Annotated in this window: 20 protein-coding genes and 2 other annotated features; all 20 genes read right to left on the bottom strand. The window is 39.8% G+C overall.

The window, feature by feature from the left end:
* Positions 1-2: 2 nt before the first annotated feature.
* The 20 genes from rpsG to gltX all read right to left on the bottom strand — a co-directional run bounded on the left by rpsG (position 3) and on the right by gltX (position 20,104).
* The gene (gene rpsG / locus QGM71_RS18890) at positions 3-473 is read right to left on the bottom strand and encodes a 30S ribosomal protein S7 (RefSeq protein ID WP_327609126.1); all 471 of its coding nucleotides are present in this window, start codon (positions 471-473) and stop codon (positions 3-5) included.
* 34 nt (positions 474-507) lie between these two features.
* The gene (gene rpsL, locus QGM71_RS18895) at positions 508-927 is read right to left on the bottom strand and encodes a 30S ribosomal protein S12 (protein ID WP_327609127.1); all 420 of its coding nucleotides are present in this window, start codon (positions 925-927) and stop codon (positions 508-510) included.
* A gap of 132 nt (positions 928-1,059) precedes the next feature.
* A complete protein-coding gene (locus QGM71_RS18900) occupies positions 1,060-1,314 on the bottom strand; it encodes a 50S ribosomal protein L7ae-like protein (protein ID WP_327609128.1) in 255 nt (84 codons plus the stop codon).
* A gap of 184 nt (positions 1,315-1,498) precedes the next feature.
* Positions 1,499-5,110, bottom strand: a complete 3,612-nt coding sequence (gene rpoC / locus QGM71_RS18905; protein ID WP_327609129.1) for a DNA-directed RNA polymerase subunit beta' — start codon at positions 5,108-5,110, stop codon at positions 1,499-1,501.
* 108 nt (positions 5,111-5,218) lie between these two features.
* Complete coding sequence (rpoB, locus tag QGM71_RS18910; protein WP_327609130.1) at positions 5,219-8,755, bottom strand: DNA-directed RNA polymerase subunit beta; 3,537 nt, start codon at positions 8,753-8,755, stop codon at positions 5,219-5,221.
* 414 nt (positions 8,756-9,169) lie between these two features.
* Positions 9,170-9,772: a class I SAM-dependent methyltransferase gene (locus tag QGM71_RS18915; RefSeq protein WP_327609131.1), complete on the bottom strand. Its 603-nt coding sequence runs from the start codon at positions 9,770-9,772 to the stop codon at positions 9,170-9,172.
* Between the two features lie 173 nt (positions 9,773-9,945).
* Positions 9,946-10,308: a 50S ribosomal protein L7/L12 gene (gene rplL, locus QGM71_RS18920; RefSeq protein WP_327609132.1), complete on the bottom strand. Its 363-nt coding sequence runs from the start codon at positions 10,306-10,308 to the stop codon at positions 9,946-9,948.
* Between the two features lie 55 nt (positions 10,309-10,363).
* Positions 10,364-10,864, bottom strand: a complete 501-nt coding sequence (rplJ, locus tag QGM71_RS18925; protein ID WP_327609133.1) for a 50S ribosomal protein L10 — start codon at positions 10,862-10,864, stop codon at positions 10,364-10,366.
* A gap of 63 nt (positions 10,865-10,927) precedes the next feature.
* Positions 10,928-11,077, bottom strand: a sequence feature (ribosomal protein L10 leader region).
* Between the two features lie 44 nt (positions 11,078-11,121).
* Positions 11,122-11,817: a 50S ribosomal protein L1 gene (rplA, locus tag QGM71_RS18930; protein ID WP_327609134.1), complete on the bottom strand. Its 696-nt coding sequence runs from the start codon at positions 11,815-11,817 to the stop codon at positions 11,122-11,124.
* A 223-nt stretch (positions 11,818-12,040) separates the two neighbouring features.
* Positions 12,041-12,466 carry a 50S ribosomal protein L11 gene (gene rplK, locus QGM71_RS18935; protein WP_327609135.1) on the bottom strand — a complete coding sequence of 142 codons (426 nt, stop codon included), beginning with the start codon at positions 12,464-12,466 and terminating at the stop codon, positions 12,041-12,043.
* A gap of 176 nt (positions 12,467-12,642) precedes the next feature.
* A complete protein-coding gene (gene nusG / locus QGM71_RS18940) occupies positions 12,643-13,179 on the bottom strand; it encodes a transcription termination/antitermination protein NusG (protein ID WP_327609136.1) in 537 nt (178 codons plus the stop codon).
* 185 nt (positions 13,180-13,364) lie between these two features.
* A complete protein-coding gene (gene secE / locus QGM71_RS18945) occupies positions 13,365-13,532 on the bottom strand; it encodes a preprotein translocase subunit SecE (RefSeq protein ID WP_327609137.1) in 168 nt (55 codons plus the stop codon).
* Between the two features lie 39 nt (positions 13,533-13,571).
* Positions 13,572-13,721, bottom strand: coding sequence for a 50S ribosomal protein L33 (rpmG, locus tag QGM71_RS18950; RefSeq protein WP_327609138.1), 150 nt, complete (start codon positions 13,719-13,721; stop codon positions 13,572-13,574).
* A gap of 96 nt (positions 13,722-13,817) precedes the next feature.
* Positions 13,818-14,468 carry an RNA polymerase sporulation sigma factor SigH gene (sigH, locus tag QGM71_RS18955; protein WP_327609152.1) on the bottom strand — a complete coding sequence of 217 codons (651 nt, stop codon included), beginning with the start codon at positions 14,466-14,468 and terminating at the stop codon, positions 13,818-13,820.
* A 139-nt stretch (positions 14,469-14,607) separates the two neighbouring features.
* Entirely contained in the window at positions 14,608-15,117 is a 510-nt protein-coding gene (locus QGM71_RS18960; RefSeq protein WP_327609139.1) for an NYN domain-containing protein, read from the bottom strand.
* A gap of 2 nt (positions 15,118-15,119) precedes the next feature.
* Positions 15,120-15,869: a 23S rRNA (guanosine(2251)-2'-O)-methyltransferase RlmB gene (rlmB, locus tag QGM71_RS18965; RefSeq protein WP_327609140.1), complete on the bottom strand. Its 750-nt coding sequence runs from the start codon at positions 15,867-15,869 to the stop codon at positions 15,120-15,122.
* Position 15,870: 1 nt separating this feature from the next.
* Positions 15,871-16,269 carry a Mini-ribonuclease 3 gene (locus QGM71_RS18970; RefSeq protein ID WP_327609141.1) on the bottom strand — a complete coding sequence of 133 codons (399 nt, stop codon included), beginning with the start codon at positions 16,267-16,269 and terminating at the stop codon, positions 15,871-15,873.
* A 2-nt stretch (positions 16,270-16,271) separates the two neighbouring features.
* Positions 16,272-17,672 carry a cysteine--tRNA ligase gene (cysS, locus tag QGM71_RS18975; RefSeq protein WP_327609142.1) on the bottom strand — a complete coding sequence of 467 codons (1,401 nt, stop codon included), beginning with the start codon at positions 17,670-17,672 and terminating at the stop codon, positions 16,272-16,274.
* A complete protein-coding gene (cysE, locus tag QGM71_RS18980) occupies positions 17,653-18,321 on the bottom strand; it encodes a serine O-acetyltransferase (RefSeq protein ID WP_327609143.1) in 669 nt (222 codons plus the stop codon). Before cysE ends, cysS begins: the two co-directional genes overlap by 20 nt.
* A 55-nt stretch (positions 18,322-18,376) precedes the next feature.
* Positions 18,377-18,591: a binding site (T-box leader), on the bottom strand.
* A gap of 43 nt (positions 18,592-18,634) precedes the next feature.
* The gene (gene gltX, locus QGM71_RS18985) at positions 18,635-20,104 is read right to left on the bottom strand and encodes a glutamate--tRNA ligase (RefSeq protein WP_327609144.1); all 1,470 of its coding nucleotides are present in this window, start codon (positions 20,102-20,104) and stop codon (positions 18,635-18,637) included.
* Between the last annotated feature and the right edge of the window lie 53 nt (positions 20,105-20,157).

Here is a 20,157-nt window from a genome sequence, read left to right on the forward strand (position 1 = left end):
TCTTACCAACGGTAGTGAGCAAATGCTTTATTTGCTTCAGCCATTTTATGCAATTCTTCGCGTTTCTTGACAGAAGCTCCTGTATTGTTAGAAGCATCCAGAATTTCATTAGCAAGACGTTCTTCCATTGTCTTTTCACCGCGTAAGCGTGAATAGTTAACGATATAACGCAAGCCTAGTGCCTGACGGCGTTCAGGGCGAACTTCCATCGGTACTTGGTAGTTTGAACCACCAACACGGCGTGCACGAACTTCAAGTACTGGCATAACGTTTTTCATTGCTTGTTCAAAAACTTCCATAGCATTTTCACCACTTCTTTGTCCTACAAGCTCAAATGCATTATAAAGAATTTTTTGGGCAATTCCGCGCTTACCATCTACCATGATTTGGTTAATTAAACGAGTCACCAATTTTGAATTATAAAGTGGATCTGGCAAGACATCGCGTTTAGGTACTGGTCCTTTACGTGGCATATGTCCTCCTCCTTTCACATCATTATTATTTTACTTATTTTTTTGCTTTTGGTCTTTTTGTTCCGTATTTTGAACGTCCTTGTGCACGTCCCTCTACTCCTGCAGTGTCAAGCGCACCACGAACGATGTGATAACGTACACCAGGTAAGTCTTTAACACGTCCACCACGAAGCAGTACAACACTATGTTCCTGTAGGTTGTGACCAATTCCAGGGATATATGCTGTTACTTCCATGTTGTTTGACAAACGAACACGGGCATATTTACGAAGTGCCGAGTTTGGCTTCTTCGGTGTCAATGTACCAACACGAGTACAAACCCCACGTTTCTGCGGAGAGTTTTGGTTAGTAAGTTTCTTTTTGAAACTGTTATACCCTTTATTAAGTGCTGGAGAGTCAGACTTTTTAGGTTTATTTATACGACCTTTGCGTACTAGTTGATTAATTGTAGGCATTGAATATCCTCCTTTCTAAATCTCAGATTGTGTTCTAGTAACCACCCAATAGTTTAGGTTATTGTAAGACCACATAGCCAGGTGGTTCATCTTTTTGCAAAAAACAAAGCTTTCGCGAATAGTTCGCCAAAACTACTGTCGTTTTACAGCAACGGTTGATGCTCCAACCTCTATACCACAGGCAGCGCCCAATCTTTCCATAGACTCTACATGCTCACATGGTATGGCTAGATCATTTGCTAAACTAGCTACTTTTTGTGTTATTTGTTGATCAGCATCATCAGCAATAAACACTTCACTTACTTCACCATTTTTCATGGCTTTAAGTGTTTGTTTTGTCCCGATAATTATGCGTGATTGAACTTGAGCCACTTTTTCATAAGACATTTATTCTATCCTCCAAAGCAACAAGCATAAATCGGAAGCACCTTGAATATTCTATCACCCACATATTTGTATGTCAATATATATATAGATATATTTTTGGTGCTCCCGAACATTTTTATCACTTGTTTAAATTGCATTATCTATCGCTTGCACTTCTATGAGCGCCTTAAAACAGTACACTTTTTTATTTAACTGGTTCGACCTCTTCTGATTCGTCTGTAACATCTGCCAGACTGTCCAGAGATGCGTTTATGTTACGGTACCGTTGCATTCCTGTACCTGCTGGCACAAGTTTACCGATAATTACATTCTCTTTCAGACCTAATAACTCATCACGTTTACCTTTAATTGCTGCATCCGTTAGAACACGTGTTGTTTCTTGGAAGGATGCTGCCGATAAGAATGAATCTGTTTCAAGAGACGCTTTTGTGATTCCAAGCAATACAGGTTTCCCGACAGCTGGTTGACGTCCTTCATTTAAGACTGTATGGTTTGCGTCTTTGAATTGGTGCAACTCAAGTAATGAACCAGGAAGTACTTTTGTATCGCCAGATTCAGTTACGCGGATTTTTCGCAGCATTTGTCGTACCATGACCTCGACGTGCTTATCGCCAATTTCAACACCCTGCATACGATAAACGCGTTGAACTTCACGTAACAGGTAATCCTGTACGCCCTCAACACCTCTTACGCGTAACAAGTCTTTTGGATCAACAGAACCTTCCGTCAGTTCCTGCCCGGCGATTACTTCATCACCTACAGATACCTTCATGCGTGCATTGTAAGGGACTGCATAAGCACGCTGTTCGACATCACTTTGCACAATGATTTCCTGCTTATCCTTAACTTCTTTGATTTCATGAACTGTACCAAGGACTTCACTGATAACAGCCTGACCTTTTGGATTACGTGCTTCAAATAACTCTTGAATACGAGGTAAACCTTGGGTAATATCATCCCCGGCAACTCCACCAGTATGGAATGTACGCATTGTTAACTGTGTACCCGGTTCTCCAATGGATTGTGCGGCAATAATACCAACTGCTTCACCAACTTCTACATCCGCGCCTGTTGCAAGGTTACGACCATAACACTTCTTGCAGACACCATGGTTAGTATTACATGTAAACACAGTACGTATAGTCACTGATTCAATACCAGCTTCGACAATTTGCTTAGCTTGATCCTCGGAAATTAAAGAATCACTCTCAACAATAACTTCATTTGTCTCAGGGTGTACTGCAGCAAGAAAGGCTGTACGGCCAATTAAACGATCGATAAGTGGTTCAATTATTTCTGTTCCATCTACTAATGCAGATACACTTAAGCCTCGATCCGTTCCACAGTCATCGTCGCGAACGATAACATCCTGTGCAACATCAACTAGTCGGCGGGTTAAGTAACCAGAGTCAGCAGTTTTCAATGCTGTATCCGCAAGACCTTTACGTGCACCATGCGTTGATATAAAGTACTCAAGAACTGTTAACCCTTCTCGGAAGCTTGATTTAATCGGAAGTTCGATAATCTTACCTGCCGGGTTGGCCATCAGACCACGCATACCTGCAAGCTGGGTGAAGTTGGACGCGTTACCCCTTGCTCCAGAGTCGCTCATCATAAAGATAGGGTTTCGGTTACTCAACGATTTCATTAGCTTTTCTTGGATTGTATCCTTAGCCTTAGACCATATAGCAATAACCCTGTCATATCTTTCTTCATCCGTTATCAGACCACGGCGGAATTGCTTCAGTACATTATCCACTTTAATTTGGGCTTCTTCCAGAACTTCCTTCTTCTCTGCTAGTACAACGATATCTGAGATACCAACTGTCATACCTGCCTTAGTTGAATAGCTGAAGCCAAGGTCCTTCATGCGATCAAGCATTTTTGACGTTTCGCTAATTTTGAATCGTTTAAATACTTCCGCAATAATATCCCCTAAGAAGCCTTTCTTAAACGGATTAATAATATCACGTGATTTAATTTCTTCTCTTATGTTCGCTCCATTTTCTACAAAATAATTCTCTGGTGTCTTAATCTCCAGATTACTTTTCGTAGGTTCGTTTATATAAGGGAACGATTCTGGTAATATCTCATTAAAAATAAGTTTACCTACTGAAGTTATCAGCAATTGATTATTTTGTTTTTCCGTAAATGTTTTGTTTTTCAAACCAGATGCTTGCACTGCAACTCTCGTGTGCAAGTGTACGTAACCGTTCTGATATGAAAGTATCGCTTCGTTAAGATCCTTAAACACCGAGCCTTCACCTACTGCATCTTCTCGTTCCAGTGTTAGGTAATAGTTTCCTAATACCATATCCTGAGAAGGTGTCACTACTGGCTTACCGTCTTTTGGATTCAAAATATTTTGAGCTGCAAGCATTAGAATTCGTGCTTCTGCTTGCGCTTCGGCTGATAGTGGTACGTGAACTGCCATTTGGTCACCATCAAAGTCAGCGTTATACGCCGTACAAACTAATGGGTGCAGACGAATCGCACGACCTTCAACCAATGTCGGTTCAAATGCTTGAATACCTAGTCTGTGAAGGGTTGGTGCACGGTTAAGCAGAACAGGATGTTCCTTGATTACCTCTTCCAACACATCCCAAACGTCAGGGTGTACTCGTTCAATTTTACGTTTGGCCGACTTAATATTATGAGCAATACCTTTAGCCACTAACTCTTTCATAATAAATGGTTTGAATAACTCCAATGCCATTTCTTTCGGCAGACCGCACTGATACATTTTCAGGTTGGGTCCAACGACAATAACGGAACGACCAGAGTAGTCTACCCTTTTTCCGAGTAAGTTTTGGCGGAAACGGCCTTGTTTTCCTTTTAACATATGGGACAGGGATTTTAATGGTCTATTACCAGGTCCAGTAACCGGACGTCCGCGACGACCATTATCGATTAAAGCATCCACAGCTTCCTGCAGCATTCTTTTTTCATTTTGAACAATTATGCTTGGTGCACCGAGATCCAATAAGCGCTTCAAGCGATTATTACGGTTAATAACACGACGATACAGATCATTCAAATCAGAAGTTGCAAATCGTCCACCATCCAACTGCACCATTGGGCGGATTTCTGGCGGAATTACTGGTAACACATCAAGGATCATCCACGACGTATCGTTTCCTGAATGACGGAACGCTTCCAACACTTCTAAGCGCTTGATTGCTCGTGTTCTTCTTTGCCCTTGCACTGTTTTAAGGTCTTCCCTTAATATGTCAGCTTCTTTTTCGAGATTAATGTCTAAAAGAAGTTTACGAATTGCTTCTGCTCCCATTTGAGCTTTGAAAGTCTTTCCGTATTTGTCATAATATGCTCTGTATTCCTTCTCAGATAATAACTGTTTCTTCTCCAAAGGCGTATTGCCAGGATCTGTAACAATATAAGCTGCGAAATAAATAACCTCTTCCAAGGCACGTGGAGACATATCCAGTGCAAGGCCCATACGACTGGGGATACCTTTAAAGTACCAAATATGCGAAACTGGCGCTGCTAGTTCAAGGTGACCCATACGTTCACGACGTACTTTGGCTTTGGTAACCTCGACACCACAACGATCACATACAACACCTTTATAACGTACACGTTTGTATTTTCCGCAATGACATTCCCAGTCTTTTTGCGGTCCAAATATTCTTTCACAGAACAAGCCATCTTTTTCTGGCTTTAATGTACGATAATTAATTGTTTCTGGTTTTTTTACCTCACCGTATGACCAAGAGCGAATCTTCTCAGGAGAAGCTAAACCGATTTTCATATACTCAAAGTTATTTACATCTAGCAAGGGGCTACCTCCCTTTTAGTGTCCGATTTGACCACAAGTTTTGATCGACAGTATTTCTATAAAAAGATGGATAAGTTGATCCGTCATAGGATCAACTTTCCAAACTTATTAAATTCCTTCTACTTCTAAATTGAGCTTACTTGCTGCCTGTGTCTCTTCCTCTTCTAGTTCACGCATATCAATTTCCTGTTCATCACTTGAGAGCATCTTAACATCCATACCAAGACTCTGAAGTTCTTTAATAAGCACTTTAAATGACTCCGGAACTCCAGGCTCCGGTACGTTTTCACCTTTAACGATGGCTTCATACGTTTTAACACGGCCGACAATATCATCTGATTTCACAGTTAATATTTCTTGCAGTGTGTATGCAGCCCCGTATGCTTCCAGTGCCCAAACTTCCATTTCTCCAAAGCGCTGACCACCAAATTGAGCTTTACCACCCAGCGGTTGTTGCGTAACAAGTGAGTAAGGACCAGTAGAACGTGCATGTAACTTATCGTCAACCATGTGTGCAAGTTTAATCATATAAGCTACACCCACAGACACACGGTTATCAAATGGTTCTCCGCTTCTTCCATCATAAAGAATGGACTTAGCATCTTTCGGCATTCCTGCCTCTTCCAGTGTGTCCCAAACATCATCCTCTGTAGCTCCATCAAAAACTGGTGAAGCAACGTGAATGCCCAGCTCTCTTGCAGCCATACCCAGATGTAATTCAAATACCTGTCCGATATTCATACGTGATGGAACACCTAGTGGGTTCAACATAATATCAATTGGCGTACCGTCTGGCAAAAATGGCATATCTTCTTCAGGCAATAGTTTGGATATTACCCCTTTGTTACCATGACGTCCCGCCATCTTATCGCCTTCGTGTATCTTACGCTTTTGAACAATATACGCACGAACCAATTGATTCACACCAGGAGACAGTTCATCACCGTCTTCACGGTTGAATATCTTAACATCTAAGACAATCCCACCTGCGCCATGCGGCACACGAAGTGACGTGTCACGTACTTCACGGGCTTTTTCACCAAAAATGGCATGCAATAATCGCTCTTCAGCAGATAATTCTGTTACACCTTTAGGAGTTACTTTACCAACTAAGATATCTCCATCTGTAACTTCTGCACCAACACGGATAATTCCATGCTCATTAAGATTTTTCAGTGCTTCTTCACCTACATTAGGGATATCTCTTGTAATTTCCTCGGGTCCAAGCTTTGTATCGCGAGCTTCTGACTCGTATTCTTCAATATGAATAGATGTATAAACATCATCTTTAACAAGTCGTTCACTCATAATAATCGCATCTTCATAGTTGAAGCCTTCCCATGTCATGAAGCCAACAAGAACGTTACGTCCTAACGCAAGTTCTCCGTCTTCCATAGAAGGTCCGTCAGCAAGTATCTCGCCTTTAGTAACACGGTCGCCTTCTGCTATGATCGGGCGCTGGTTGTAACAAGTCCCTTGGTTTGAACGGATATACTTTTGCAGTTTATACCGGTCCAAATCACCTTCGACTTCTTTACCGTCTACTTCAGAAATGCGTCGTACGAGTATTTCTTTTGCTTCGACTCGCTCTATTACACCATCATTGCGACAGATAATAGCAGCTCCCGAATCCTTCCCATTAACATATTCCATACCAGTACCTACAATTGGTGCCTCTGGATTCATTAATGGAACAGCTTGACGTTGCATGTTCGCACCCATCAAGGCACGGTTTGAGTCATCGTTTTCCAAGAATGGAATACATGCTGTTGCAGCAGACACAACCTGTTTTGGAGAAACATCCATATAATCAATCTGATCACGTGGAACAATCGTGTTTTCCCCTCGAAAACGCGCAATAACTTCATCATCAACAAAGTTACCGTCGTCTCCCAACTTGGCATTTGCCTGGGCAACAACATAGTTATCTTCTTCATCTGCTGTTAAGTAATCAATTTGAGCCGTTACTTTCCCTGAGTCCGGATCAACTCTGCGATAAGGTGTCTCAATAAAACCAAATTTATTTACTTTTGCATAACTTGACAAGGAGTTAATTAACCCGATGTTCGGTCCCTCTGGAGTTTCAATCGGGCACATGCGGCCGTAGTGGGAATAATGAACATCCCGAACTTCAAACCCTGCACGTTCTCGCGTTAATCCACCAGGTCCCAATGCAGATAAACGACGTTTATGCGTAAGTTCTGCCAAGGGATTTGTTTGGTCCATAAACTGGGATAATTGGGAACTACCAAAGAATTCTTTAATAGAAGCAATTACAGGTCTGATATTGATCAACTGCTGTGGTGTAATACTTGATGTATCCTGTATTGACATCCTTTCACGCACTACGCGTTCCATGCGCGACAAACCAATACGAAATTGATTTTGCAGCAATTCTCCAACTGAACGAAGCCGACGATTACCTAAGTGGTCAATATCATCTGTATCGCCAACATGATGGAGTAAATTAAAGAAATAACTTATTGCTGATAAAATATCTGCTGGTGTTATGTTTTTAATTGTTGATTCGACATGTCCATTCCCAATAATGTTTAGCTCTCTCTCACCACTTGGGTCAGTTGGGTCTAAAACTTTAATCGATTGAAGAGTAATCTCATCATTCAGAACACCCTCTTGAGGCTTTACAATTTTCTCTCCAAGTCTTGTTTCTTGATTTTCCAGATATGGAATAAGTTTATTTAATAGTTTACGCTCTAGTTTGTCACCCTTTTGAGCTAAAACTTCACCAGTTTCCTGGTCGACAACTGTTTCTGCCAACACTTGATTAAATAAACGATTTTTTATGTGTAATTTTTTGTTCATTTTATAACGACCTACATGCGCAAGATCGTATCGTTTTGGATCAAAAAAGCGTGATACAAGTAAACTCTTTGCATTCTCTACGGTAGGTGGTTCACCCGGACGCAGACGCTCATAGATTTCCAATAATGCCTTTTCAGTTGTTTCAGTGTTATCTTTCTCAAGTGTATTCTTCAGGTACTCATTGTCTCCTAAGATATCAATGATTTCCTGATCTGTACTAAAACCAAGGGCCCGCAACAACACGGTTATTGGCAATTTTCGAGTTCGATCAATGCGGACATATGCGACATCTTTGGCATCTGTCTCAAATTCCAGCCACGCACCGCGGTTTGGAATTACAGTAGCAGCCACGCCTCGTTTTCCATTTTTATCGATTTTTTCATTATAATAGACACTCGGTGAACGCACGAGCTGTGATACAATAACTCGTTCTGCTCCATTAATCACAAATGTTCCAGTATCTGTCATCAGTGGGAAATCTCCCATAAACACTTCTTGTTCTTTTACCTCGCCGGTTTCATTATTAATTAAACGAACCTTCACGCGAAGTGGAGCATTATACGTGACATCCCTTTCCTTTGATTCCTCAACAGGGTATTTAGGGTCACTTAAACTATAATCTATAAACTCTAGTGATAAGTTCCCTGTAAAGTCTTCAATAGGAGAAATATCTTTAAACATTTCCCTCAAACCTTCTTCTAAGAACCAATTATAAGAAGCTGTTTGAATTTCGATTAGATTTGGCAACTCTAATACCTCACTAATACGCGCGTAGCTCCTGCGTTGGCGGTGCCGTCCATACTGAACTAGTTGACCTGTCAACTGCTTCACCCCTTAAATCAAGCATTTTAAAGCAGATTATTATCTACTTAAAATGGTTATTATATTTAGAAAAACGTACTGAAATACCTGATTTCAGTTTTGTTTTCCGCATCCTACCATATGTGGTTCAACAGTCTGATAAAACATGCTGAACAAACTTGCAATAAGAAGTTATCACAAGCCAATTCCACCTATATTAGATTGGCAAGAAATCAACTATATGACGCTGACAAAGTTTTGAAAAGAAATAGAAAAAAGGCTTTTTTATTAAAAACCCGGTCTTTAAATTTTCTCGATTTTATCAGTGTCTCCGTTCGCCAACGAAATATACGTTTCAAATTTCATAAAAATTCCTCTTGACAGAAGAATCCCCATGTTAGCATTTTCCTATCTTATCACAAGAATATTTTCGGGTCAAATATTACGGGCCCGCAAAATAAAATAACCTTTATACTTTGTTACTACTTCTACTTCACCGAATAATTCTTCCAACTTCTGTATTGCCGAAGGTGCACCTTGTTTCCTTTGAATAACAACCCACAGCTCACCTTGTTCAGATAATGCTGTTTTTGATTCTTCAAACATATTGTGGACAACTTTCTTCCCCGCTCTGATAGGCGGATTTGTAAGAATAGCTGCAAATCTACGATGCAATAAATTTGAAAACCGGTCACTATAGACAAAGTCAACATTTTTAACGTGGTTATGAGCTGCATTTTGTTTCGCAAGCGCTAACGCCCGTTCATTAATGTCCGCCATTAAAATCGTTCGGTCTCTTAGTTGATCTGCCAATGTAATCCCAATAGGCCCATAGCCACAACCAAGGTCTAAAACATCTCCTGGAATAGCCGGTTCCTTAAATTGTTCAATTAACAACTTGGTCCCGAAATCCACTTCGTTTTTCGAGAACACACCGACATCACTGGTAAACGTATATTCTTTTTCTCTTAACTGGTATTTCCATGTCTTTGGTGAACTTTTTGATTGAGGTTTTTTCGAAAAGTAATGCTCAGACATTTGGCACCTACTTTTTAATATAATTAAGAAGATATGAAAAGCGCAAGCAAAAAATTAAAGCAATGGTATCCCCCTAGAAAATTTAAAAAGGGAGTCCGTTTGCGTCAGTCATATTTATTGATATATAGAAAGCCCGTCGTATCAAATTGTTACGACGAGCTCTTTTGATGAAATTACTTAACTTCTACAGATGCGCCCGCTTCTTCAAGCTTAGCTTTAACTTCTTCAGCATCTTCTTTTGATACTGCTTCTTTGATTGCTTTTGGTGCGTTATCAACCATGTCTTTTGCATCTTTAAGACCAAGTCCTGTGATTTCGCGTACTGCTTTAACAACTTTGATTTTTGATTGTCCAGCACCCGTAAGTACTACATCAAATTCAGATTGTTCTTCAGCAGCTTCTGCGCCACCAGCACCTGCTGCTGCGACTGGAGCTGCAGCTGTTACTCCAAATTCCTCTTCAATTGCTTTTACTAAATCATTTAAGTCTAATACTGACATTTCTTTAATTGCATCAATAATTTGTTCTTTAGTCATGATATATTTCCTCCTATTTTATATTAAAATTAATTTAGGCAACGTTGGGTTAACCCTATGCGCCCTGTTCTTCTTTTTGTTCTGAAATAGCTTTTGTAACATAAGCAAAGTTACGTACTGGCGCTTGAAGTACACTAAGCAACATAGAAACCATACCTTCGTAATTCGGAAGATCTGCAAGTTCCTTGATTTGCTCAAGTGATGCTACCTTACCTTCAATTACTCCACCTTTGATTTCCAATGCCTCATGTTTCTTCGCAAAGTTATTAAGAATTCTAGCTGGCGCGACTACATCATCATTACTAAATGCAAGAGCCGTTGGTCCAACTAGTATCTCACTTAGATCATTTAACTCGACAGATTCCACCGCACGACGTGCCATTGTATTTTTGTAGACTTTGAAATCGATACCTGCATCGCGAAGTTCTTTACGCAATTCCGTAACTTCGGATACGTCAAGTCCTCGATAGTCAACAACTACAGCTGTTTGACTTGCGCTGAATTTTTCAGCGATCTCTTCTACAATCTGTTTTTTCTTTTCGATAATACCAGACATTGTTCCACCTCCTATTAGCATTCATAATTATACCGTTCGAAAGCGAAAGCTTCCTGACTATAACCAGACATGAGAAAAGCTCCCATGCAGACATGGGAGCTTAATATAACAATTGACAATCAAAACGGATTATCCAATTTGTTTATAAACACCTCGGCAGGATATTAAGCGATAACTCACCCCTACTGTCTACGGTACAATTTATTCATTTATATATCGCAACTTAGTATAACTAATTGTTTAAAATAAGTCAATGCCTATTTACGAAAACCTGATACGTCAACCTTAATTCCAGGACCCATTGTTGAAGAGATAGAAACATTCTTCATATATGTCCCTTTAGAAGCTTGTGGTTTAACTTTCACAAGTTGCTCTGTAAGAGCTATAAAGTTTTCGATTAGCTTATCGTTGTCGAATGAAAGCTTTCCAATAGGAACATGAATGTTAGACTGTTTATCTACACGATACTCAACTTTACCAGCTTTAATATCTTTAACAGCTTTTTCTACTTCAAATGTAACTGTTCCTGTCTTTGGATTTGGCATTAGTCCTTTTGGTCCAAGTACTCTACCAAGTTTACCAACTTCAGCCATCATATCAGGAGTTGCTACAATCACATCAAATTCAAACCATCCTTGGTTTATTTTATTAATGTAATCTGACTCTCCCACATAATCTGCTCCAGCCGCTTCAGCTTCTTTTGCTTTTTCGCCCTTTGCAAATACAAGGACACGTTGTGTTTTACCCGTTCCATGTGGCAGTACCATTGCGCCACGAATTTGCTGATCTGCTTTCTTAGGGTCTATCCCTAAGCGGAACGCAGCTTCAACTGTTTCGTCAAAATTCGCTTTAGAAGCTTCTTTTGCTAAAGCAACAGCTTCTTTTACTTCATATAACTTAGTGCGGTCAACAAGCTTTAACGCTTCTTGAATTTTTTTACCTCTTTTAGCCATTTTATTTCCTCCTCTATTGTGGTTATAACGGTTATACCTCCCACTTATAAAAGCAAGACAGCTTTTATAAAACTTACAGGTTACTAATTATCTAAAGGTTTTCCTCAACGTACTATCCTATTCACGAAAAAGGTTGCGAGTCATGGCACAAGCCATCGCAACCTATGCCGTATTAGAATTCTTCAGTGACTAGTCGCAAAACGGTCACTTCCGCTTTTTAAGATTAGTCTTCGATTGTGATACCCATGCTACGTGCAGTTCCTTCAACCATGCGCATCGCTGCATCTACATCAGCGGCGTTTAGATCAGGCATTTTTGTTTCTGCGATTTCTCTTACTTTGTCGCGTTTAATAGTAGCGACTTTATTACGGTTAGGCTCCCCAGATCCAGTTTCGATGCCAGCTTCTTTTTTCAACAGAACAGCTGCAGGTGGAGTTTTTGTAATAAATGTAAATGAACGGTCTTCAAATACCGTAATTTCAACAGGGATAATCATACCCGCTTGATCTTGAGTACGTGCGTTGAATTCCTTACAGAATCCCATGATATTAACACCCGCTTGACCTAGTGCAGGTCCTACTGGCGGTGCCGGATTAGCTTTTCCAGCTGGAATTTGTAATTTCACTAACTTGATAACTTTTTTAGCCACGAGACACACCTCCTTAAAGTCCGTGATGTGGTAATAGGGGTTTTCCCCTCCCACTCATATTTACTCATTTTTCCTTATATTTGAGGACATGAATAACAAAAGAATTTTAGCATGTATTTTAAAATAATGCAAGTCCTTATTTGCTGTTATCTCCTCATTCGATTACTTTTCAGCAACTATGTCAGCTTTTCAATCTGCGAGAAGTCGAGCTCAACAGGTGTTTCTCTACCAAACATATTAACATGTACCTTTACTTTTTGTTTATCAGTATCAATATACTCAATCGAACCTGTAAAGTCATTAAATGGACCATCTGTAACACGGACATTTTCTTTTAACTCAAAATCAAATTGTACAACAGATTCCGCCACACCCATACGTTTCAATACGGCATCCATTTCATCCGGCCACAAAGGCGTTGGTTTTGAACCTGACCCACTTGAGCCGACAAACCCTGTCACTCCAGGCGTGTTTCTCACAACATACCAGGAATCATCTGTCATAATCATTTCTGTTAACACATAACCTGGAAAGAATTTTTTCTTAGTTACTTTCTTTTTGCCATTTTTAATTTCAGTTTCTTCATCTTCCGGGACAATGACACGAAAAATCTTATCTTCCATCCCCATTGTTTCCACACGCTTTTCCAAATTTAACTTCACTTTATTTTCGTACCCAGAATACGTATGAACAACATACCAGTTTTTCTCCATTTAATCAGGACAACGTAACTGCCCTTCCCTCCCTTTATTGCAGTTTCATTTCACTTGTTTACATTACTATAGAATTTTAATCCAATATTAAAAAACCCGTCATCCGGGTTTTTTTTAAATTTAAAGATATTAAACTCATTATAGCATAATTGTATCGTGATTATTCATTTAATCGTCTAAAGCCTTTAAAACAAGTTTAAAACCTGTGTAATTCCAAGATCTATTACAAAGAAAAAGAGTGCCACAAAGGCTACTGTTGCAATAACAGTTATCGTGTAACTTGATAATTCTTTCCCTTTAGGCCATGTGACCTTTTTCATTTCTCTTGATACATCTTTTAGAAACTTGAACATGCTTGTACCCCCTAAACTCTACCAGAAAATACTACTCTATTATTTCGTTTCGCGGTGTAAGGTATGTTTCCCACATACTTTACAATATTTATTTACTTCCAAGCGCGTAGGTTGTGTGGATACATTCTTGCTGGTTGTGTAATTTCTGCTTGAACAACTTGAACACGCTAAGGATACCTTTTTACTCATTCTATCACCCCATACCGTAGGGTTTTTATTACTTTTAATGTAGCATGGTTACACGTACCTGTCAACGCTTCTTCCATGTGTTCCGGGGTTATTCCTTTAGAAGTTTACTCCGTTAGCTTCCATTACTTGTTCTAATTTCCGTTTAACACGCTGGAGTGCATTATCAATGGATTTAACATGCCGCTTTAACTCTATGGAAATTTCCTGGTAGGTACGTCCATCTAAGTATAAATGCAGTACTTCCTTTTCTAACTCGCTTAATAATTCCGATAATTTCGTTTCCATATCTCCGAAATTTTCCCTGTTTACAAGTAAATCTTGCGGGTCAATTGCTTTTGATCCAGCAATAACATCCAGCAATGTGCGGTCTGATTCTTCATCATAGATTGGCTTATCCAATGATACATATGAGTTCAGTGGAATATGCTTTTGCCTTGTTGCGGTTTTAATTGCAGTGATTATCTGCCGGGTGACACACAGTTCAGCAAATGCCTTGAATGAAGACAGCTTGTCCCCGTCATAATCACGTATCGCCTTGTAGAGTCCAATCATTCCTTCTTGTATAATATCCTCTTTATCTGCACCAATTAAGAAATAGGTGCGTGCTTTGGCTCGGACAAAATTACGGTACTTATGTATTAAATAGTCAAGCGCATGACTATCCCCTTGATGAGTCAACTGTAATATCTCGTCATCATCAAGCATTTTTAAGCTTTTATTATCTGTCTCTAACTGCTTGACATTCACCAAGTATGCCCCCCTGACTACAGTGCAGTCACTTTAACACATTATACCGTAAGCGCTTCCTCTTAGTCAATATAAGATCTGAAAGCTAAAATGGCCGTTTATCAGGCATAGCGAGTCAATTGGGCGGGTGGGTACCAACTTACATATCTCCTCGCCGCCATTTCTCAAATTTATCCAGAACTTCCTGATTGAGTATAATTTTTGATTGTGCTTGAACTTTTGTATGATGATCTATACTTTTTTTAATTTCTTTTTCTATATTTGTTAATTCAATAAACAGTTCTCGTGCTGACTTCCTTAACGCCCCTTGCCCAAATATAGTACGCTGTTCCGCATAATCTGATGTAGCCACATAGACCTGTGTTTTAATATTTTTTATCTTCTTAACGAGCTTCTCAATACACTCATCAGCCGTTTCTTTTTCTTTGGTAAAAATAATCTCTACTTTATAGGATTCTAATTTACTCGCAATCCCCCGAACGTAATACGCATCAAATACAACAATAACACGATGTCCGGAATATGCTTGGTACTCTGCCATCATTTCGATAAGCCTGTCACGAGCTTGTCCAATGTCTGTTTTCTTTAACTTCTGAAGTTCATCCCAAGCGCCAATGATATTATAGCCGTCCACCAGTAGAACAATCATCATTAATCACCAACCGGAAACCTTTTGCGGTATACCTCAAATAATAATAGGCTGCATGCGACAGAGGCGTTTAATGATGATACTTGACCTCTCATGGGTAGACTTACCGTCCAATCGCATTTCTTGCGCACTAATCGGCTCATTCCCTTTCCTTCGTTTCCGATCACGAGAGCAATAGGAAGTGTACCTTCCAGCTTCCGGTAATCTTCTGTGGCATCAGCTTCTGTGCCCACTACCCATACATTTCGTTCCTTCAATTCTTCTATCGTATTTGCTATATTGGTAACTCGTGTAACAGGAATATGCTCTATAGCACCTGCAGCTGTTTTCGCCACTGTAGCAGTTAATCCAACTGAGCGTCGCTTGGGAATAATTACACCATGCGCTCCTGTAGCATCTGCTGTACGTAAAATTGAGCCTAAATTATGCGGGTCTTCCAATTCATCTAAAATAACAAAAAAAGGATCCTCGTTTCTTGATTCTGCCTTTTGGAATAAGTCGTCCAGCGATGCATATTGATAAGAAGCCACATAGGCAATAACACCTTGATGATTTCCATCTCCGCCTGTAAGCTGTTCGAGCTTTACTTTTGGTACCTTTTGAACAATTGTCCCCGCTTCTTTCCCTAACTGATGAAACTTTCCTTGCGTGTTAGAGTTAAGCTGTTCTGAAATAAGTATTTTGTTTACAGAGCGTCCTGACTTTAATGCTTCAATAACCGGATTTTTTCCGATAATCATTTCCTGATCCATTTTATACGTTCCTCCCTTCTGTATACTGAACTGCCCTTTGTACTAATTCCATTAGCCGTTCCTTATCTTTCATCAAATAATGATAGCCAATAAGCGCCTCAAATGCAGTACTGTATCGATATGTTATAACATCTGTATTTTTAGGGATGGAACCTGATTTGGCGTTCCTCCCCCTTGCAACTACACGTTCTTCTTCTTCTGTAAGCACTTTTTCCTTAAGCCAGTACAATATAACCTCAGCTTGAGCTTTCCCTGATACAAATTGAATCGCTTTTTTATGAAGATCATTTGGCTTGACCTGACCTGCTTGTACGAGGTACTCCCTAACATGTAACTCATAAACCGCGTCCCCCATATAAGCAAGAGCTAAGCTTTTCATTTGTTTTACATTTAAGTCCATGATCAGCCTCTTCTCCAGCGAATCCCTTGTTGCGTATCTTCTAAAATAATACCTCTTTCTTTCAGTAAATCTCTTATTTCATCAGCACGAACAAAATCCCGATTTTTTCTGGCTTCATTTCTCTCATCGATCAGGCTGTCAACTTCTCCATCCAGCAACTCTCTCTCTTCCGCTATGTTAATACCTAGAACATGAGCCAATGATAGAATCAAGTCTTGAAAAGCATCAATAATAGCTGTTGAAGTCTGCTTGGATTGCAAATAAACATTAGCTTCCTTTGTTATATCGAATAAAACTGAAATTGCATTCGCCGTGTTAAAATCATCATCCATTTCTACTTCAAATTGCTGCTTGAATGCAGCTGTTTTTTTCAACCACTGCTCGGTGTCGTTTGCTAAATTCATACTAGATTTTTTACGGTGCTCCAGGTTAATATATGCTGTTTTAATACGATCTAAACCATTTTTTGCACCCTCCAATAACTCCTCCGTAAAATTAATTGGATTACGATAATGAACACTTAACATAAAGAATCGCAAAACCTGGGGATCGTGCTTCTCAATTAAATCCCTGGTTAGGACAAAGTTACCTAATGACTTTGACATTTTTTCGTTATCAATATTAATATACCCATTATGCATCCAATATTTCGCGAAGGATTTACCTGTCATCGCTTCTGATTGGGCAATTTCATTTTCGTGATGCGGAAAGGTTAAGTCCTGACCTCCAGCGTGAATATCAATCGTGTCTCCAAGGTATTTCTTTACCATGGCAGAGCATTCGATGTGCCATCCCGGGCGTCCTTTACCCCAAGGCGAATCCCATGCAATTTCCCCATCTTTTGCACTCTTCCATAAAGCAAAATCCAGTGGGTCCTCTTTTTTCTCTCCTACTTGAATTCTCGCACCTGAGCGTAGTTCATCAACCGACTGGTGAGATAGCTTTCCATATCCTTCAAATGAGCGAGGCTTAAAATAGACATCCCCATCCGCTTCATAAGCAAATTCCTTGGCAACAAGCGTTTTTATAAAGCTGATTATATCATTCATCGTGTCCATAACACGTGGGTTATGTGTTGCTTCCTTAACTCCCAATGCACTTACATCTTCCAGATAAGCATTAATAAACCGGTCCGCGATAGCCGGGACCTCTTCCCCTAACTCCTTTGCAGTTTTAATAATTTTATCATCAACATCTGTAAAATTTAGCACATAATCCACATCATAGCCCTTGTATTCAAAGTACCTGCGTACAGAATCGAAGACAATGGCGGGACGTGCGTTTCCAATATGAATATAATTATAGACAGTAGGGCCACAAACGTACATACTGACTTTTCCTTCTTGTAGTGGTTTAAATTCTTCCTTCTGACGGGTGAGTGTGTTAAATATGTTTATTGTCATAGTGAGTCACTTCCTTTAATTTAGCTATTTCTATTTTTAATCGGTCAATTTCTTTTTGCAGATTGGCACATTGTTCTTCAACTGGATCCGGCATTTTATGATGATCCAAATCTCTCCGTACCTTTTCACCATTTTGAATAACTATCCTGCCCGGTATCCCAACAACAGTAGAGTTATCTGGCACATCCCTCAGTACGACAGACCCGCCACCAACTTTTGAATTTTCACCGATTGTTATGGATCCAAGCACTTTAGCTCCTGTTGAAATGAGGGCATTGTCTTTAACGGTTGGATGGCGCTTTCCTTTTTCTTTTCCTGTCCCACCCAGAGTCACTCCCTGAAAAATGGTGACGTTCTCTCCGATTTCACATGTTTCTCCAATTACAACACCCATTCCATGGTCAATAAACAGACGCTTGCCTATTATTGCACCTGGATGTATTTCAATTCCTGTAAAAAAGCGACTTACTTGGGAAATGCCACGTGCAAGGAAAAAAAGTTTCTTTTTATAAAAAGCGTGAGCAATCCGATGAAACCAAACTGCATGTAATCCCGAATAAGTTAGAAACACTTCGAAATAGGTTCTTGCTGCTGGGTCCTGTTCAAATACAACATCCATATCTTCCTTTATCCTTTTAAAAAAGCCCATTTGTAAAACCTCCTTTACTGGCAGAAATTAAAAAAGCGTCTCTGTGTAAAAAATACACAGAGACGCTTTTGGCGCGGTTCCACTCTGTTTGGAGGATTCCTCCTCCCAACTTGTGCTCTCGGTAACGGAAGAGTTCCGCTGTTATGTACTGTAATTCCATAACAGACTCCGAGGGGCACTTCAAAAATAATCCTTAGAATCACTCACAGCCTAGGTGATCCTCTCTGAATAAGGTATATATCTTCTACTTTCCCTCATCAACGTTCTAATTTGTATTATTACTATATTACATTTCCGTTTGATTGTGAATCATTTAAGCTCCCAATTGCTTCAAAATTTTATCCAGACGAGCTAATATAACTTCTTTTCCTAGCAGTTCAATCGCCAGCGGGAGTTCCGGTCCATGGGTTTGCCCCGTCGTAGCCACCCGGATCGGCATAAATAGCTTTTTGCCTCTATGCCCAGTTTCTTTTTGCGTAGCTTTGAATTGTGCTTTAATATCATCTTTTGTAAAGTCATCTAAATGAATGAGTTTATCAGCAAACACCTGAAGTACTTCAGGTACCTGCTCCTCCTGCAGTACATCCATCGCGCCCTCATCATAGGAGATTTCTTCGTTAAAGAATAACTCGGTCAGCTCTACAATTTCTGCTCCATACCTTAATTGTTCGCGGTAAAGAGCGATCACTCTTTCTGTCCACTCTTTCTGTTTCGCATCCATATTCTCAGGGACCTTACCGGCCTCTACCAAATGTGGCATTGCAAGCTCAATCACTTTATCAAGTTCAGCAGCTTTAATATATTCGTTGTTCATCCACTTTAACTTATGTCTGTCAAAGATTGCTGCTGATGTAGATAATCGTTCCGGATCGAATATATCAATTAACGTTTCTTTGGTAAAGATCTCTTCCTCACCGACTGGTGACCAGCCCAACAATGTAATAAAGTTAAACAGCGCTTCAGGCAAGTAACCTAAGTTACGGTACTGTTCGATGAACTGTAAGATATGCTGATCGCGTTTGCTTAATTTTTTACGTTCTTCATTTAAAATTAATGTCATATGACCAAACGTTGGTGCTTCCCATCCAAATGCATCATACACCATCATTTGTTTCGGTGTGTTAGATATATGCTCTTCGCCACGAAGTACATGCGTAATTTCCATTAAATGATCATCAACAGCAACCGCGAAGTTATACGTTGGAATACCATTTTTCTTTACGATAACCCAATCACCAAAATCAGCTGATTCAAATGTAATTTTGCCACGAACAAGATCATTAAATGTGAACGTATGATTTGCTGGTACACGCATGCGAATACTTGGCTGACGGCCTTCTTCTTCAAATTGGGCAATTTGCTCTGCAGTTAAATCACAGTGTGCTCCAGAATATTTAGGAACTTGTCCACGTGCTCGCTGTGCTTCTCGCTCTTCATCAAGCTCTTCCTCTGTCATATAACATTTGTAAGCTAAGTTTTTTTCTAATAACTCATCAACATACTTATTATATAAATCCAATCGCTCCAATTGACGGTATGGACCATAATTACCACCAACATCGGCCCCTTCATCCCACTCAATACCAAGCCATTTCAGGAACATCAGCTGACTTTCTTCTCCACCAGCTACGTTTCTTTTGTCATCCGTATCTTCAATTCGAATAATAAACTTTCCATTATAGTGTTTGGCGTATAGATAATTAAACAATGCTGTACGTGCATTTCCAATGTGTAAATCTCCTGTTGGACTTGGTGCATAACGTACACGAACTTCCTTTGTCATGAGGTTACCCCTTTCGATTTTCAAAGCTAAATCTATCGTTACAATTCCTCTTT

The organism is Virgibacillus tibetensis, assembly GCF_036026595.1.
Classification (GTDB): domain Bacteria; phylum Bacillota; class Bacilli; order Bacillales; family Amphibacillaceae; genus Virgibacillus_P; species Virgibacillus_P tibetensis.